Source organism: Stenotrophomonas beteli, from assembly GCF_001431665.1.
GTDB lineage: Bacteria > Pseudomonadota > Gammaproteobacteria > Xanthomonadales > Xanthomonadaceae > Stenotrophomonas > Stenotrophomonas beteli.
The window spans coordinates 47,200-64,202 of the sequence record NZ_LLXV01000021.1 but is presented as its reverse complement, the minus strand read 5'-3'; the positions used below and the strand labels follow the sequence as shown (position 1 = coordinate 64,202).

The window sequence follows — 17,003 nt, the reverse complement described above, 5'->3', positions numbered from 1 at the left end:
TGCCAGGCATGAGCGATTTGGGCGGAAGCAAACGATGCGCGGTTCCTTGCCGCTGCTTGCTGCCTTTGAAATCAACCTTGCTGCCCTGTTGGGCAATGCAGTGGTTGCTGACCGATCCGGCCCAACTGCGGAGGGCTGCGCGAGCGGACTGGACAGGGTTAATTTCGTGTCCGGGCCCAGTGCCCGCTCCAGCCATGGACCACCTTCAGCTCTTTTGGGGATCATTTTTGTCCCGTTGGCCCAGATAACCTTCTTGGTCCGTGCTTTCGCCACCGTTCAAGTCTAGGGCGGATGATCGAGCTAATGCACTGACTTGGTCACTCAGCACACTGAGGGCCGCTGTTGGTGCTGGGAGGGTGGTCGTGCCAAAACGGTTGCATGGTGGCAACCGCCTATGCCAAACACCGACGTGGCCGTGCCTGCGGTGGTCCAGCCGATCACGGGGCAGCTCTCGTCGCCCGGTGAGCCCTTCCAGGCCTGGCCGCCCTCGATGGCCACCCCGGCCCTGTTTGAGGCGGGCCGGCTGCAGGCCAATCGGCTCAACGAGCGCATCGGGCGAAAGGTGGCATGGGGAAGGTTGCTGCTGGGTTCCTTCAGCGAGGTCAGTCGGTGATCAAAGACCTCGGAGCGCTCTAGGAAGCGGAAGCGCCTTAAGGCTGGCCAGGGCGTACCGTTCAACTGTCATCGCCGACTTTAATGGTGCGCCCACACGTATGACCTACCGGGGCGTCGCCCAGCACCAGTGCATGTTCCAAGTCAGTGCCATGCTCACCTCAACCGATGGTGGACAAACGAAAGATACATGTGCTCTCCAATTTCGATAGTTGGTCGCTATCGGGCGACAAATCCTGTCTCCTAGATGGATGTCTGTTGTCTGAAATGGTGCTATTTGTGGTCAAAAGCGGACATTTGCCCGCTAAGTGAGCCCATTTCTGCGAATTAGCTGCATAAATGGGGCGCATTAAGGTTGTTCTTCGTGGGGCCGATCACTCGCTCGCCGACGCTGTCGGCCAGGAGCGTGCTCCTCCCCCCATGAGAGGTATGAATGTGAAGAATTTCTTGATGCGGTACAGGGTCGGCACCCGATTGGGTGCGGCCTTCGTGGTGTTGATCGCGGTGGCGATGTCGATCGTGGCATCTGGCCTTTGGGCGCTGTCTCGCGCCGAGACCAGCATGGACACCATCGTGAAAGAGAGCATGGAGCGCATCCGTCTCTCCAAGACGATGGCTAGTGCAAACATGCAGATCAGCATTTCATTGCGCGAGCTGATCATGCTGCAGGACAAGAAGATCCAAGCATCCCTGCTGAAAGAGATCGGAGAGCAAAGGGCCATCTATGACAAGGCCCGCGACGCTCTGTATGCGACGCCTGCCGACGAAGAGGGAAAAAAGATTCGTGCAGTGATCACCGAGAAGCGGCTTGCGGCTCGCCGGGTCAACGATGCGGTCGTCGAAGCTGCGACGCACGGCGACGTGTCGACGGCAACGAAGCTGCTTAGTGAAGGAGACGCCCTGCTCGACGAATGGCAGGCGGCCATCTTCGCCAACGCTGAGCTTCAGGAGCGTTTGGCTGACGCGAGCTACCAAGACGCTCAGGCCGTTGCAGCAAGCGCCCGGAAGATGTTGGTCGCCGCTGGGGTCTTGGCGGTCCTGCTCAGCATCGCATTGGCAATCACCATCACGAGAAGCCTGACCATACCATTGGGCGAGGCGACCAAAACCGCAACCGCCATTGCGTCGGGCAACGTTGAAAACGTTATCAAGGTGGAAGGCCGAGACGAGACTTCTGCCTTGCTTGAAAGCATGCGATCGATGCAGGAGCGCATCAAGGGCCTGATTGCGGATCAAAAGGCAATGGCGTCCGCCCAGGCCGAAGGCCGGACGTCGCACCGCATCGATGAGTCTCGCCATCCAGGTGCCTTTGGTGAACTGGTCGGCGACACGAACGGCATGGTGGAGCGCTCCAACGCAGTAACTTCGCAGATCGTAGGCATTGCCCAGCACTATGCCGTCGGGGACATGAGCGCTCGCATGCCGCTGCTGCCAGGCGATCAGGCCGCCATTACCGAGGCCATGGAGACTACGCGGACTAACATGCTGGCCATCAACGAGGAGATTCGCCGGCTGGTCCAAGCCGCTGCGGCGGGAGACTTCTCTCAGCGCGGCGCCGCAGATGGCTTCAGTCACAGCTTCCGCGAGATGATCGACAACCTCAACCAGATGTTCGATGTCAGTGATAAGAGCCTGTCGGACATCGCACGACTGTTGGAGGCCGTCGCTCAAGGCGATCTGACTTACCGCGTTTCTGGCGAGTTTGGCGGCGTGTTCGCGACGATGCGCGATGCAGCGAACTCCTCCTCTGAGCAGCTGGGCCGGATCGTTCGGGGCATTCAAGACGGGGCTGGCGTCATCCGCGTGTCCGCCTCAGAAGTGAGCAAGGGTAGTGCGGACCTCTCCCGTCGCACCGAGCAGCAGGCCGCCAATCTGGAAGAGACGGCCGCATCGATGGAAGAGCTGACGTCGACCGTGCGCCAGAATGCCGATCATGCCATTCAAGCCTCGAGGCTTGCGTCTGACGCCGGCGACTTGGCCCTTCAGGGCGGGCGAGCCGTTGATCGCGTGATGGAGAAGATGGTGAAGGTTGAGGCCTCGTCCCAGCGCATCGCCGATATCACCACCGTCATCGATGGCATCGCTTTCCAGACAAACATTTTGGCACTCAATGCCGCAGTGGAGGCGGCCAGGGCCGGCGACCAAGGCCGAGGCTTTGCGGTGGTAGCAAGCGAAGTGCGAACGCTGGCACAGCGCAGTGCAGAGGCAGCCAAGGAAATCAAGCAGTTGATTGATCGTTCGGTTCAGGACGTGGTGGACAGCTCCAATGAAGTCCGTGAGACGGGGTCGACGATCCACCAAGTGGTGGGGAGCGTCCAGCGTGTCCGCGACATGATCACGGAGATATCGGCGGCCTCTCAAGAGCAAACCGCGGGCATCGAACAGGTCAATCAGGCCGTGATGCAGATGGATGAGGTGACCCAGCAGAACGCTGCTCTGGTTGAAGAGGCTTCCGCCGCGGCTGGAGCGGTAGAAGAGCAGGCCGTTGGGCTGGCCCAAGCCGTTGCCTTCTTTAAGGTCAACGCAGAATTCCGCCCCCGCTTGGTTCACGCCAGCTGAGTTCATCCCGCTGGGCACCGGGTGGCCAGCGGGTCCTATCCATGAGGAACCAATGCGCAAGCCTTCCGCCAGGTGGCGATTTACACGTCGGGCTCTTCATCTATCAGCCCCATACCTTCTGGGCACTGCGGTCGTCCTCGTCACCCTTGGGGCGGCCCAGCTGGCAGTAACCCAACGCGCCAAAGTCGACCTGGCGGACTACACGACCGGGCTGCTGGCGCATGCGGAGGATGTGGCTCGTGCAAGCGTCGATGGTCTCAACAGGGTGCTGCGGATCGGCGCAGAGCCCTGTGGCCCCAGAGACTTGGCCGAGTTGCGGCTGATCGCTTTTCACTCCCGCTACATCAAAGACGTTGGGCGGGTTATCAGCGGCCGGCTGCTTTGCACCGCAATGTGGGGCCGCCTGCCGACGCCCGTTAAGCTCGGTCCACCTCACCGCGTCGTGCGCGGCTATTCGCTCTGGCGGAGCGTGCCTGCTCCCGGGGACGACCGAATCAAGGTCGACCTAGCGTCTTACGGTAGTGCCATCGTCACGACGGCGCCCACCGCGTTTGACCGGGTCTCCATGCCGCTTGGCAGCATAGGCGCGCTGGTGATCAGTCGTGACGGGAAGCATCACTTCCAAACCTTTGGAGATGCGTTTGACCTGACATTGGGCAAGGACGGCTTGGCCGCGCCCTTGGCCGGTCACATATCAACTCGGGCGTGTAGCAACGAGTTCGATATCTGCGTTGTGTCTCAGGCACAGGCTGGCAGCCTGTGGGATCAGCCTTCATGGACCATCGCTTCCATACTCGCCCTCGCTTTGGTGGGGGGAGGGGGCTTGGGCGCGTTGCTGAAGGTCTCTCAGGGACGAAGACGAGCGCTTCATCGCATGCTTGCAAGGGCGATCAGGCACGGCGATATCGATTTGGTCTATCAGCCACTGCGGCGCTTGTCAGATCGGCGAATGGTGGGCGTGGAGGCTTTGGCGCGATGGCGTACCCTGGCCGGCGTTGACGTGCCGCCGGATACCTTCGTGCCCATGGCGGAGGAACAGGGGCTCGGAACGGCGCTGGCGAAGCTGGTGATCGTCAAGAGCCTGGAAGAGATGGGGCCTCGTCTACGACGCGGGGACGGCTTCTACGCCAGCATCAATCTGTCCGCTCAGGACATTTTGGACAGCGAGCTGAGACATTTCCTGAGCGAGCAAACCGAAGCTTTCGGTGTTTCGCCAGCCGACGTAGTGTTGGAGTTTACGGAGCGGTCAACGGCATCACAGCAGGATCTTGCCGATGCGCTGGGGCAACTGGACCAAGCAGGTTTTCGCGTGTATCTGGATGACTTTGGGACGGGGTATTCCAACTTTGCCTACCTGGCAGACTTGCCCTTGGCAGGACTGAAGATGGACCGTCGTTTTACCAGGGCTATGGGCACCCTTTCACCGGCAAGCTACGCCGTCGAAGCCATTTGTGCGATGGCCAAGGCGTTGAGTCTGCCTCTTGTTGCCGAAGGGGTTGAGACCGAGATGCAGGCCTTGGCGATGCACCGGCTCGTTCCCGAGGCGGTTGGCCAAGGCTGGTTGCTAGGAAAGCCATGCAAGGCCGACTCGCTACCCGACGACATGCTTGGGCTCACCAGCAATGGCAGTCCAGCGCCCGCCTGATGAAATCAGAGGCGTGCTGGTCTCAGAGGCTTGCGCGCAAAGGAACGGAAAGAGATACGAAGTGACCATCCCTGATAAAGCATTGTCCTCTAATGGCCATTCCAAGCCGCTCTACCACCTGCTTGCACAGTCGCTCGCAAGTGACATTGAGAGCGGGGCCTTCGCCGTCGGCAGCACGCTGCCGTCAGAAAAGAGCCTCACCTCAATCCATGGAGTCAGTCGTCAGACCGTCCGCCAGGCCCTTGCACTGCTGAGATCGCAGGGGCTGATCGCGTCCAGGCCTGGCGTGGGGTCCATCGTGCTGCCCGCACCCCAGGGAGCGGAGGCCTTCGCTCCGATCACGTCCGCGGAAGACCTTCGCGACTTTCTTGGAAAGACCGAACTGCACCAGGTCTCCCTGGGCCCTATCACCGTCAACGAGCGCCTTTCCGAGGTTCTGGAATGCCGAAGGGGCATCCAGCTCTCGGAGGCATGCTTCTTGCGGCGGCGCCCTCAGGCCCCTTTGCCAATGAGCGTCTTGCGGATCTATCTGCCGCCCCAGTATGCGGCAGCCCAGATCACGCCCGACGTCGCTCGTGGGCCGATCTATCAGAACCTGGAGCGTATGTTCGGGATTGCTGTGACAGAGGTCCGCCAAGATGTGACGGCGACGGTCCTCGACCAGGACACCGCGCGGCTGCTACAGGCAGCGCCAGGCGATCCGGCGCTCCAAGTGGTTCGCTTCTACTACTCGGCGACGGGCAAGCCGGTGGAGGTCACCGTTGGTCATTACCCCAGTTCCCGTTATCGGCAAAGCGTGCGCTATGCGCTCCCACCCTCGGGGTGATCACCGCCGCAGCCCTGGGGGAAAAGCCGTGGTCCTCAAGGCCATCTTGATATGAGCGCGGTGCCTGTCTTGTCGGGTGCAACGGGCAGCGGCAATACATGTCTGGGGAATCCCACGGGCTTGGTCTGATTCTCCAACCTGCAGCGATCAAGTTCGTGGTGGGCAATCTATACTAGGCTCGTGGGATCACTGATCCCCCCTTCTTGGTGCCAACATCGGCGCACAGGGAGGCGCAGTTCGAGTCCTGGTTTGGGTTGCAGGCTTCCCTGGTGGTCGATGCGTATGTCATCACTAAGGAGCTGAATATGACTTCAAACACACACATTGATTACGTTGTTCCACACGCAGAAGACGAAGGGCGCACGGATGCTTGCAAGGGTCCGGATGCAGTGTTCGACGGTCAGCAAGCCAAGGAAAGGAGCGAGGCGCACGGATGGCGCTTCGGTTTGTCCGTCCGTGGGTGGTTCAGAAGTGTCCTGTGGTCTGGTTGGTTGGTGGCGTGCCTCTCGCGGAGCCCAGTTGGGGAAGAGCTGCAACCCAAGTTGAAGGACGAATGCGCTTCACTGTGATGTCGTATCCAAGGGGAGGCTGGAAGGTTCGAATCCTTCTCTCCGCGCCAATTCACGAGGATGTCCGTCTTGGGTAGCCTCCGGCCATCGCGTCGCTTCTGAGCGCCGGGGCCAAAACAAGTGCTCAGCCTGGCCAGCCAGGCTGTGGAGAGGCCCGGTAGCGTGTCGCGCTTGGCCTCGCCCAGGCAACCGCGACACGTCTCCTCAAGGCTGGTCGCTCATGCTCAAAGATTCCAATCCCCTCAGAACTCAGACTCCGCACGACGACTACTCCTTCCTGCGGGACGTCCTGGCCGACGGGGGATCCATTGACCGCGTGTTGACGGCGGCTTGGGCCGTCGAGCGGGAACTGAAGGAGGCGCCCGAATCCGACGAGGTACGCAGGGCACAGGATCTGGCCGCCATGCTCGGCTATGGGCTGTCCTCCATTGATTACGTCGAGCTCGACAAGAAGCTTGACGCGCTGAGGCGGGATTTCGATGACAAGGCGGCCGAGGGCATGCCCTTGTGTGATCGCGTTGATCGCTGGGCGACCATCGTCCTTTCCGCCGTCTCGACGTTGGAGAGCTGCTGCGAGTATGACCCGGGCCCGATTCCTAATCAGACGGGCATTCAGCGGTTCCAGTTCCTACTGGCCTTCCCATGGCTGTCCGAGCTCCAGAGGCTGAGCGACGCGCGCCAGGACCGCGAGGCATACGACGTCCGATCGAAACGCTGCGAAGCAATCGCGAGGATTCTTCGGGACAACCTCGCCGAGGGAAGAGCTCGAGCGCACTCGATGGTGCTACGCCGGTTCCGGAACGATGTGGTCGTTGATAGGCAGCTGAACAACTATCAGATTGTCGAGGGGAAAACGGGGGCATACGTGGAAGCTCTCGGGGAACTGGACGCGATCAGCGCCGACGAAGTCGATCATGCGATCGATCGCCTTTCTATGTGGAGTTCTTACACCGCAGGGTGGTGGAACCGATTCAATCAGACCCTCGACCACGCCTACGCAACCCATGCGAGGTGCTTGGTCGCCGACCCCCAGTTTTGGCGTGAGCAGATGCAGCCGTCGCTCGAGACCGAGTAAGGCAGCGCCTCGCCTAGCACAATCTAATTCTCGAAATGACCCTAAAAGAAACCACCAAGCTGGAAAGCTGCCCCTGCCGACGTTGCAGGCATGTCACCAATCATGAGGTGATCCATGAACACACCGAGCAGGGCGAAGTCCCCGACGACATTGCACTGAACTGGACGCACGAGTATCAGACCGTCCGCTGCCTGGGCTGCGGCACTGTTGCCTTCCGCATGGCCACTGGCACGAATGAAAACGTGGCGGAGGTGCGCCAAGGTGAGTGGGAATACGTGCCAGACGTTGAGATCTTTCCCACTCCCAACTTGGGCAGGGCAGCGCTGGAGTCCTCCCATCTGTTGCCAACCAAGGTCGAGCGCATCTACACGGAGACTCTGGCCTGTCTCAATGCGTCCAACCCGGTGCTCAGCGGCATTGGTATCCGCGCAATCGTGGAGACGGTCTGCAAAGACCAAGGTGCGGTTGGCAGAGACCTCTATCACAAGATCAACGATCTCAAGGATCGTCGGGGATTGACCGATGCTGGCGCCGCCATCCTTCACAACCTGCGCGTCCTGGGCAACAACGCTGCACATGAAGTCGCACCGCACAGCGTTGAGGAGTTGACATTGGCCCTTGAGGTCATCGATCACTTGCTGCTCGGCGTCTACGTCCTGCCCAAGCTGGCCAAGCGGACCTACGGCAGCGAAGAGGACGAGGACGAGTCCGAGCCTCAGCCACAAGAGCCTGTGTAGCGGCGTGTGTTGGGCTGGCCGAGGTGCCAGTCACTTAGGTTCGTTGAGGAGCCGCGCGGGGAGGGCGCTTTGGCTCCCTCTGCGGTTTGTCACCCTCTTGAGCCGTTATACGAGGTAGTTGTGCAGCAGTTCGGCGTATTCAAAGTTCAGAACTTGGCCATCTGTGACCATCCGGATGCGGCCACGCCTCCCATCCAGGCCGAGAAGATGCAGTGCTTGAAATGCTTCACGTTCCTGGATGCCACCAAGAGTGCAACGCTCGGCATCTGTGGAGCGCTGGAACTGAAGTGCTCCGCCTGCGGCGTGCGTCAAATCGTCAGCAGAGCGGCGTTCTCCAAGACGAACTGAGACCAGTGGCCCCAACATGGGGCCACTTTGCCAAGAGCGCTAGCTTTCTTACTCCGAGCGAGCTGGCTCGGATTGTGGCGCTTCCAACCCCGCGTCCATGCGCAGGATACGCCGCAGTTCCAGAACGGCCTCTGGTGTCTGCTGCACGCTGTGACCACTCACGATGACCTTTTCCGAAGCAGCGCTGGCCAGGTGTGCGCTTCGGTAGGGAACGAAGCCATCCGTTGCGGTGGCCAAGTTCGTTGGGTTCTTCACAGCAATGATGGAGTGGTAGACCACGTCCGGGGAGATCGGAAGCTCGGCGATGTCTTTTACAAAGGGGTCGCTTTCCTTGAGGTTGTCAATGCTCACTGGGAGGCGGCCCGATACGGCCGCCATGACGGCCGCGCTGGCACTGTAACGTGTGGAGAGCCCTTGAGGGATCGAGGACAGCCGGGAGACGATCGCGGCAAGCACGCCTTCCGCAGATGGCGTTCCCAAGTGCGGGGTGGCGATGAAGACTGCCCGTCGCACTTCAGGCATCGGATCGAACTCCAGGAGTGGGGCCAGCTCCTCGCGCACTTTACTGGCGTCGTCACCCTTGCTCCTGAGCTCCTGCAGGGTCTGGTCAAGCAGATGAGTGCCATTGCTTGAAGAAACCATTAGCCGTGTCAACAGCCCGCCCATGCTGTGCCCAACCACGACCATTCCATGAGAGGCCTTTGCGGCACCGGAAGGATCCATGTCCTTCAGTGTCTTCAGGACGGTCTCCCGGATCGCTTGATGGTTGTAGGGAAGCGGCAGGTTGGTGGGGTAATACATCAGCCAGACCTGGTAACGGGCCCTGAGATCATCGTCGCCAAGCACATCATTAGCAGTATTGACCCACGCCTCAGGGCTGCTGGCCAAGCCATGCAACATCAGAACCACTCGCCGGTTTGGGTCGAACGGCTGCAGCATGTAGAGGTGCGGCTTGTCCAAGCTCTTGTCCATGTCCAAGAGCGTGCGGATGGCCTCGGTGGCGAAGTTGGAGCGTGCCAACCATACGCCGTAGCCGGCAGTGAAGTTGGCGGCCAGGGGCACGTTCTCTCCCTTGATGGCGGCCGCGCTCTCCAACAGTGGATCGAACGCCCTGAGGGTCGCCGAACGTGACGCAAGCACCTGCTGCACGTCATCGCCGTGGAAGTCCAACAAGCACGTGACGTTGGGGGTTGGCATCGCGCTATAGCCCCCGGCCAACGGAAAGTCCGACACGAGCGACCGTTGAGGACTGGACGTACCTGGGGGCAGTGCGGCCACCATTTCCGCTCCAAAGCCATCGCGGCGGTAGGCATTCCGGATCCCGCCGAACCCAATACTGGAGGCAGCCAGAAGTTCTCTGGGGATGGGAACGTCACCAATCTCGCGCAGGCCCGACATGTCGAGCTTCAGGCTCCAACCTGCTGGCGTGGGGAGGCTCTCACTCGTCAGATTGGAGTGTTCTCCCCGCCGATAGCGTCGGAACAGGCTTGCTGTGACGTTCTCCACGGCGTAGTTGTAATAGTCCCGAATTTGGGTATCGCGATCGCGGGGCGCCAAGCGTGAGGCATTCTGCTGGAAGACCAGGAAGTAGGCGTAGGAGTAGCGGGCGGCCTTCAACCAAGCGTCCATCGTCCGATCACTGTCCGGCGACGTTCGGGACAGCTCGGCGGCGTGGGCAACCCACAGCTCCGCCGCGGCGGCCAACGAGTCTGCGGACTTGATTTCCTCCGACCCGGTGAGGGTGCCAGAGCAGGGCTCGGGCGCCGACAAGCAGGCCTTCGTGTCCAAGGAAAGCAGGCCCATCTCCTGCCGCGTGGCGGGGCTGAGTTCCCCGGTGCTCAGGATGTCGCCCCGACGTTGCTCGAAGTAGCGCTCTGGGGACACGTTCTTGATTTTGACCATGGCGCAACCGCTCAAAAGTGCGGCGCACAGCACAGCGGCGACGCGAATGGTGTTCTGCGCCATCAGCGCGCATCCTCCGGCCGGATACGAAGGCTGAACAGCCAGTCGTATAGGGCTGGAATGAGGCCCAACGTCACGAGGGTTCCCAGTGCCAAGCCCCCGATCATGGTGATCGCCATGCCAGTCCACAGCGGGCCGGCGAACAGCATCAAGGGCACCAGGCCGACGATGCAGGTGAGCTTGGTCATGAGGATCGGGCGGAGCCGCTTCACCGCCGCCGATACGACCGCCTCGCGCCTTGGCAGCCCCTCTTCAAGCTCAGCCTCAATGCGCTCCAGCAGCAGGACTGCGTTGTTGACGATGATGCCGGCCAACGCAAGCAACCCAAACGTGGCCATGAAGCCGAACGGGTAGCCGGTGACCAACAGTGCCAACGAGGCGCCGATGAGGACAAACGGAATGCTGGCGATGACGATGAACGCCTTGCGGAACGAGTTGAACTGCCAAACGAACAGCAGAAGGATGGCGCCGAGCGCGTGCGGCATGAAGCCCAGCAAGGCGTCGTTGGCCTCCGCCGCATCCTCCATCTCGCCTCCCAGCTCAATTCGGTAACCGGGCGGCAGCTTGATGGCTGCGATCTCGGGCTTGAGGGCGGCAACAATTTCGCTGGTGGTCATCCCGGGGTTCTTGCCCGTGACTGTCAGCGACCGCATCAAGTTGCGGCGCACGATCGTGGACGGCTCACTGGACGCTTCGACCGTGGCAATCGCGCCCAACGGCAATGCCTTTCCAGACGCGCTGGAATAGACCAAGGTGTCCTCGGGACGAGCCGTCGGTGCTCGCTCGCTGGCAGTGGAGCGCAGGATGACGGGCGTGGCCGTGCCATCGCTGTGGAGGCGGGTGGCCTCGGCGCCGCTGTAGCGGTAGCGCAGCGACTCGGCGATATCGTTGTTGCTCACGCCCGCCGCTTTCGAATTGGCCGCGTTTACCTTGATGGTGTAGCTAGGGGTGCGCTTTCCCCAATCGTCGTAGACATCCTGCGTGCCGCCGAGCGTCGCGAGTTTAGCGCTCACTTCCTCACCGATGCGGCGCAGTTCATCCTCGTCTGGCCCATAGATCCGATAGACGGCCACGCCGGCTTCCGTTGTGCCGAGGGAAAACCGTTTGGGATCGGCACGCACCGTTGGATAGGCAGCCAGAACGTGCTCCCGGGCACGGCGGATCACAGCATCGATATCCGTCCCCTGGGCAACGCTCACGGTGAAGTAGCCCACGTTGGACGCAGGAAGCGGCGGTGTCAGGCCCAGCACGATCCGCGGTCCGCCGTCGGCAACGTAGCCGATGCTCTCAGTGACTTCCGGGTTCTGCTTTCTGTCAGCAAACCAAGCGCTGAGTTCTGTAACCACTTTTCTGGTTTCAGTCGATGCCGCGCCTGGCTCCAGCGTGACTGGCATCTGGAACTGTAGGCGATCCGACTTCGGCAGGAAGTCGTAGGGCAGCGACGTCAGGATGACCAGTGCACCGGCCAGCAGCGCTGCCATCGTCCCCATGAAGACCACTTTGTGGTCCAACACCTTGGCGATGATGCGACTGTAGCCTTTGTAAAGCCGGCTCTGATACTGACCGTCATCCTCAGCGTGGACGTGGACCTTGGCGAATCGGATGCACAGCAGGGGCGTCACTGTGATGCTCAAGATCCAGGAGCCCAGCAGCGTGACGGCCAAGACGATCGCCAGGGATCGCAGGTATTCGTTTGTGGAGGTCTGACCAAAGAAGAACGGGGAGAACGCCAGGATGATCACCAGCGAGGACGTGAGAAGCGGAATGGCCAGCGTCCTTCCAGCGTCCACGCAGGCGCTTATCCGCTCCTGGCCATGTGCAAGGCGGCGCTCAATGTCTTCGGCAATGACAATGCCGTTGTCGACCAGCAGTCCCAGTGCCAGGATGATGGCGGCGATCGACACCGTTTGGAGTTCCACGCCGAGCGCGCGCATTGCCACCAACGAGCCAAGGATGGTCAGCGGGACAATAGCTCCAACGATGAGCCCGGTCCTCCAGCCTAGGAAAAGCATGACGACCGCCATGACGATGACCACGGTCTCCCCCATGACGTGGTGCATCTTGCCCATTTCGCGTTCCACCACGTCCGGCTGGAACGTCACCACGTGCTGCTCGAAGCCGACCGGCAGGGCCGACTGGGTGCGATCCAACGCTGCACGCAAGTCCTTGCCGAAGGTTTCTATGCTGTAGCCCTTGGCCATAGAGACGGCCACGACGATGGCAGGCTTCCCTTTGTAGAGCGCGCCTCCCTCCGGCGGGTCCGGTGGCAGAATCCGAACATCGGCCAGATCCCCCAGCCGGATGACTTGGCTCTCCTTGGCATTGGGCACGCTGACCAACACGTCGGCCAGATCGTGGGCGCTGCGGACCTGGCTGTCGGCAGAAAGGGTCAGCGAGAGACCGGCGGCAATGGCTTCCCCGCCCGGCGAAAGAACATTCTTGTCCCTGAGTTGATCGATGATCCCGTTGGGGGTGGCGCCGGTCGAGGCCAGCTTGGACCTGTCGAAGTCCACGTAAACCCGGTCTTCCTGCAGTCCGTACATGGTCACCCGCTCGACGCCCGGCAGACGATAGAGCTCTTCCCGCATGGCGCGCAGCGGTCCCATCATTTCGCTTGTGCTGAATCCGGGGGCGGTCACCGCAATGGAGGCCACGGCGACGCGTCCGAAGTCGTCGTCCACCAGTGGCCCTTGAGTGCCCGGCGGCAGTTCGGCGCTGGCCTCAGCTGCCTTGGCGCGCACACGCTGCCAAAGGGTGGGCAAATCATCGACGCTGTCCTGCGCCGTCAATTGGATCAGGGCACTGCCAGGACGGATGGTCGACACGACTCGCTTGATGCCGGCCACCTCTCGCAGCCGCTCCTCCAGCGGCTTGGCAATGCGCTCTTCCACTTCCTCGCTGGGCAGGCCCGGCAGGGCAGCGGACACGAGCGCTTCACGGATGGTGACGGACGGTTCTTCTTGAGAAGGAAAGCCAAAGAAGGTGAAGATGCCGCCGAACAGAAGCAGCAGGCAGGCGAACACCGTCAGACGGCTGGATTTTATCGCCGACTGGGTAAGGTTCATCGGGTTTCCCCTTGTTCGAGCTGGGACTGGCTTTTGTAAGGCCGAACCTTCTGACCATCCGTGAGGTAGCTGGCCCCCGCCGTGACGATCACAGCGTCTTCGGCCAACCCTCCGAGGATTTCGACTTGGCTTCCCTGGTAGCTGCCGACGCGAACGCGAACTTTCTTCACGGTCTGATGAGCCGCGGAGAAAACAAAGACATCCGCCGCGCCGGCGGTGCTGCTGGGGACGAGGCTTGAGAGCGGCACCGTCAGGGCCTTGTTCGCGTTGTCGACCTGAACCAATACGTGAATCAGTGAGCCGGGAAGCAGGGGCGCGCCACCGTCCGCAGCTTCCAGGAGAACCGGCACAGTTCCTGCGGTCGATTCGTGCTGTGCAACCGAACGCAGAGTCAGTGGGACCAGCACGTTGCCGTCCTGCCGTGCGGATGCTGTGGCCCCCGCCTGGAGGGCCTTGGCGAGGTGGGCCGGTACGTCGGCTGCAACTTCCGTCTGCCCGCTGCCCTGCACGTCCAGAATCGCTTGGCCTGCGGTGACGTCAACGGTCGGTTCGCTGTGGCGAGCGATGACTTGCCCGTCAAATGGCGCTCGGATGACGCTGTGATCGACCGCGCGCTGAGCCAGGGTCACATCGGCCTGAGCACTATTGAGTTCCGCCTTGGACGCTTCCAAGGCGGCGCGAGCCTGAGTCAAGCTGACCTGCGCAACGGCACCGTCCTTGAACATCGCTTCTTGTTGGTTGAACTGAAGCTGGCGTTCGGCCAGCGCTGCGCGGGCCGCGTTCAGTTGGGCGCTGGCCCGGGCGAACTGTTGCTGGACGGGAAGTGGGTCCAAGACTGCGAGAACTTGGCCTTTGGCAATCGCGTCGCCGATATCGACATGGATTGCTTTGATCCGTCCCGCCTGCTCAAAACTGAGCTGCGCCCTGGAGGACCGGCGAACCGTGCCGATGAACTCAGCCGAGGTGCGTGACCCTCGCTCTGCCGTTTCAACCTTCACGCTTCGGACCGGCGCGGGCGGCGTGGGCTCTTGGCTGCAGGCGGACAGCCCGGCGAGGGAGAGGGCGAGAAGGGCGCGCATCGATAGCGGTGGGAGGAAGGCCATTTTCTGTCTCAGTAGGTGTAGGTGAGGGCCACGTTCCCGAAGACGCTGTTGCGCCGCTCAATGATGGAGCTGCCGCTCACGTCGTGCGCGTAGCGCATCGCATTGATCTGCGCGATGCCCATCCAACGGTCGCCGAACTTGTGCTCCCAGCGAACGCCGGCGGCGTAGGCATTGATGCCCGAGTCGGCAGAGAACGCCCGGCGTCCGGTAGCGTCCGCCTGAGCGATGCTGACCCCGTAGTAGGCTTGGTTGAAATCCCGATCGCCGCCGTGCACATCTGCTGTGAGAAACACGTCGTTGGCATCGCCGTTGAAGAGCTTTGCTTCCGCCCCCACGCGGTAGCGAAGACGGTGCGCCGAAGATCGCAGGGCGTATTCCGCTTCCGCTGAGACATTGAAGCGATCGCCCAAGGGTTGAACCAGCATGGTCTTCGTGGTGACCGAGCCTGGAACGCGGCCCATGCCCTTCAAGGAATCTGAGCCAGGGCGCCATGAGCTGTCCCTCTCCAAGCGGCCCAAGTCGTAGTAGATCGACTGGGAGAGATAGAGGCCATTGCCAAACTGATACTGCAGGCCCGCCCCGCGGGTCGAGTCGGCGAAGAGGATGCCCCGCTGAACGGACAGCACGGGGACAAGGATCGCTTGGCTCTCATCCGAGCCCGCGTAGAGCGGGCCGTAGAGCACGCCGGCCCCAAAAGTGGCCTCCATCTTGTCGCCCCACAGGCCGCCGGCGTGAGCGGCCGGTGCCGCCAGAAGCACGGCCAATCCAAGCAGGACGGTTGATTTGGTCTTGGTGATCATATTGGAAACCTCAGTGGGAGTCGGAAGGGGAGGGACGGGCAGGAGCCGTGGCATAGAACGCGTGCGACAGAGCGATCCGGGAAAGGGCAAAGTCCTGCTGAGCAGCGACGCGGTCGGCCGTGGCATTGGCCGCGTCAATCTCGGCCTGCGGTCGGTCCATGGCGTCTTGCAGGCCTGCATCAATTCGTTGGATCAGTCGGCCCGTCTTCCCGACCGCAGCGAGCTCCTTCTTGCGAGCTGCGGTGTAGGCCTGCTCGGCCTGGCTTCGGCTGCCAAGGGCATCGGCGACATCGACAAACGCGCGTTGGACGGCCTTCTCGTACTGCACGACCCCTTGCTTTTGACGGATCCATGCGAGATCCAGCGCCTGCTTGTTCCGACCGAAGTCGAAAATGGGAAGCCGCAGGCTGGGGGTGAACGTCCAAGCTTTCGAGGCAGAGAAGAGGCCACCCAAACTCTCGCTGGCCGAGCCAAGGGAGGTGGTGAGTTGGATGGACGGGAAGAAGGCCGCGCGTGCGGCGCCGATGTCAGCGTGAGCTGCTTGCAACTGGGCTTCTGCCTCAAGCACCTCGGGGCGCTGGTAGAGCACGGAAGAATCCAAACCACCGTAACGGACCGCGTCACCCGAGCCGTCGACGAATAGCGACAGGTTTGGTTTTGGCAGCGCTGAGTCAAATCCAACCAGAAATCGCAGGGCCCGCTCTTGGGCCTTTGATGCCTCTGCAGCCTTGGCCGCGTTTGCATCCGCTTGTGCAGCCAAGCTCTCCGCGTCGCGAAGATCGTCGGAGGCGATCATGCCAAGCGCTTGTCGGCGCTCTGCAAGGCGGAGCTGTTCTCGAGCGCTGCTGGCTACTACCCCGGCCTGGGCTTCGGCTTCTTTGGCCGCAGAGTAGAGGACGTAGGCGCGAAGCGTTTCGCCAATGAGCGCTCCCCGGGCCGCGTCGCGGCCGTGCTGAGAAGCTTCCCACCGGAGCCCGTCGGCAGCGGCAAGCGACCTGAGGCGCCCAAAGAAGTCAGGATCGAACTCTGACAGTCCGACGGTCGCCATGGACAGATCCTGCTGGTAGCGCTCGTCCAACGCTGGATCGCCGAATCGCTGTTTGCTTTTGACGATTTGCCCATCCAGCCGTGGCAATCGTGCACTGTTGCTCTGACCGGCCTGCGCTCGCGCGAGTCGCACGTTGAGCTCTGCAAGCCGGTAGTCGGGGCTGCGACACAGCGCCGCATTGATCATGGTGTCCAACTGGCCGCCCTTGACCGTCGCCCGGACAAAACCAATGTCTTCCCCGCGCATCCGCTCCGAGCAACGCGCTCCGTTGGTAGGCGAAACAGTCGTAGAGTTGAGCTGTTCGGGAACGACGGCGGCGGGACGGACGTATCGGGGGGACAAAGAGCACCCTGCCAACGCAGCCATCCCTAAGACAGCTGCCGAACTCACCAGAGCTGGTCTGAACCAGCGGAAGGCCGAGCAAGTAATCACGGATTAACCAACGTTCGCCAGAGAAGTGCGGGAAGCTTGAAGGCCTCTCCTCAAGGTTCTTTGTGCTCTTTGTTGAGATTCGATCAAGCCTCAAAAAAAAGCGCAGCTTCCTCAGCTGCGAGCGTCGTTTCTGAACCGACATGCTGAAGATCGTGACGATCTGCAACGTCTTGGTGGCAGACGCGCCGGTGTAGTGGTAAGAATGGCGCGCCGTTTCGACGG

The 17,003-nt window shown here is 61.6% G+C and carries 12 protein-coding genes; 7 read left to right on the top strand and 5 right to left on the bottom strand.

Going from position 1 to position 17,003, the window contains the following annotated elements:
* Positions 1–394 precede the first annotated feature (394 nt).
* From ARC23_RS21015 to ARC23_RS04540, 7 genes are all read left to right on the top strand, one after another.
* A complete protein-coding gene (locus ARC23_RS21015; RefSeq protein WP_019338250.1) occupies positions 395–613 on the top strand; it encodes a hypothetical protein in 219 nt (72 codons plus the stop codon).
* A 428-nt stretch (positions 614–1,041) separates the two neighbouring features.
* The gene (locus tag ARC23_RS21285) at positions 1,042–3,171 is read left to right on the top strand and encodes a methyl-accepting chemotaxis protein (RefSeq protein WP_019338251.1); all 2,130 of its coding nucleotides are present in this window, start codon (positions 1,042–1,044) and stop codon (positions 3,169–3,171) included.
* 52 nt (positions 3,172–3,223) lie between these two features.
* Positions 3,224–4,816: an EAL domain-containing protein gene (locus tag ARC23_RS04560; RefSeq protein ID WP_019338252.1), complete on the top strand. Its 1,593-nt coding sequence runs from the start codon at positions 3,224–3,226 to the stop codon at positions 4,814–4,816.
* A 61-nt stretch (positions 4,817–4,877) separates the two neighbouring features.
* Positions 4,878–5,642 (top strand): GntR family transcriptional regulator, encoded by a 765-nt coding sequence (locus ARC23_RS04555; protein WP_019338253.1) that lies wholly within the window; start codon positions 4,878–4,880, stop codon positions 5,640–5,642.
* Between the two features lie 789 nt (positions 5,643–6,431).
* A complete protein-coding gene (locus ARC23_RS04550) occupies positions 6,432–7,286 on the top strand; it encodes a hypothetical protein (protein WP_057496147.1) in 855 nt (284 codons plus the stop codon).
* 35 nt (positions 7,287–7,321) lie between these two features.
* Complete coding sequence (locus ARC23_RS04545) at positions 7,322–8,023, top strand: DUF4145 domain-containing protein (protein ID WP_080393019.1); 702 nt, start codon at positions 7,322–7,324, stop codon at positions 8,021–8,023.
* 120 nt (positions 8,024–8,143) lie between these two features.
* Entirely contained in the window at positions 8,144–8,371 is a 228-nt protein-coding gene (locus ARC23_RS04540; RefSeq protein WP_057496146.1) for a hypothetical protein, read from the top strand.
* 48 nt (positions 8,372–8,419) lie between these two features.
* Here ARC23_RS04540 and ARC23_RS04535 read toward each other — a convergent pair whose 3' ends face one another.
* From ARC23_RS04535 to ARC23_RS04515, 5 genes are all read right to left on the bottom strand, one after another.
* A complete protein-coding gene (locus tag ARC23_RS04535) occupies positions 8,420–10,336 on the bottom strand; it encodes an esterase/lipase family protein (protein WP_057496145.1) in 1,917 nt (638 codons plus the stop codon).
* The gene (locus ARC23_RS04530; RefSeq protein WP_057496144.1) at positions 10,336–13,398 is read right to left on the bottom strand and encodes an efflux RND transporter permease subunit; all 3,063 of its coding nucleotides are present in this window, start codon (positions 13,396–13,398) and stop codon (positions 10,336–10,338) included. The genes ARC23_RS04535 and ARC23_RS04530 overlap by 1 nt, the downstream gene beginning before the upstream one ends.
* The gene (locus ARC23_RS04525; RefSeq protein ID WP_160321651.1) at positions 13,395–14,396 is read right to left on the bottom strand and encodes an efflux RND transporter periplasmic adaptor subunit; all 1,002 of its coding nucleotides are present in this window, start codon (positions 14,394–14,396) and stop codon (positions 13,395–13,397) included. Before ARC23_RS04525 ends, ARC23_RS04530 begins: the two co-directional genes overlap by 4 nt.
* A 113-nt stretch (positions 14,397–14,509) precedes the next feature.
* Complete coding sequence (locus tag ARC23_RS04520) at positions 14,510–15,301, bottom strand: MipA/OmpV family protein (RefSeq protein ID WP_080393018.1); 792 nt, start codon at positions 15,299–15,301, stop codon at positions 14,510–14,512.
* Between the two features lie 10 nt (positions 15,302–15,311).
* Positions 15,312–16,715, bottom strand: a complete 1,404-nt coding sequence (locus ARC23_RS04515; protein WP_080393017.1) for an efflux transporter outer membrane subunit — start codon at positions 16,713–16,715, stop codon at positions 15,312–15,314.
* Positions 16,716–17,003 lie beyond the last annotated feature (288 nt).

What these genes read in the sequence shown, in the direction of transcription:
- ARC23_RS21015 (WP_019338250.1), top strand. Translation starts at nt 395, where the DNA reads ATGCCAAACACCGACGTGGCCGTGCCTGCGGTGGTCCAGCCGATCACG.
- ARC23_RS04515 (WP_080393017.1), bottom strand. Translation starts at nt 16,715, where the DNA reads ATGGCTGCGTTGGCAGGGTGCTCTTTGTCCCCCCGATACGTCCGTCCC.
- ARC23_RS04550 (WP_057496147.1), top strand. Translation starts at nt 6,432, where the DNA reads ATGCTCAAAGATTCCAATCCCCTCAGAACTCAGACTCCGCACGACGAC.
- ARC23_RS04560 (WP_019338252.1), top strand. Translation starts at nt 3,224, where the DNA reads ATGCGCAAGCCTTCCGCCAGGTGGCGATTTACACGTCGGGCTCTTCAT.
- ARC23_RS21285 (WP_019338251.1), top strand. Translation starts at nt 1,042, where the DNA reads ATGAATGTGAAGAATTTCTTGATGCGGTACAGGGTCGGCACCCGATTG.
- ARC23_RS04545 (WP_080393019.1), top strand. Translation starts at nt 7,322, where the DNA reads ATGACCCTAAAAGAAACCACCAAGCTGGAAAGCTGCCCCTGCCGACGT.
- ARC23_RS04535 (WP_057496145.1), bottom strand. Translation starts at nt 10,336, where the DNA reads ATGGCGCAGAACACCATTCGCGTCGCCGCTGTGCTGTGCGCCGCACTT.
- ARC23_RS04530 (WP_057496144.1), bottom strand. Translation starts at nt 13,398, where the DNA reads ATGAACCTTACCCAGTCGGCGATAAAATCCAGCCGTCTGACGGTGTTC.
- ARC23_RS04520 (WP_080393018.1), bottom strand. Translation starts at nt 15,301, where the DNA reads ATGATCACCAAGACCAAATCAACCGTCCTGCTTGGATTGGCCGTGCTT.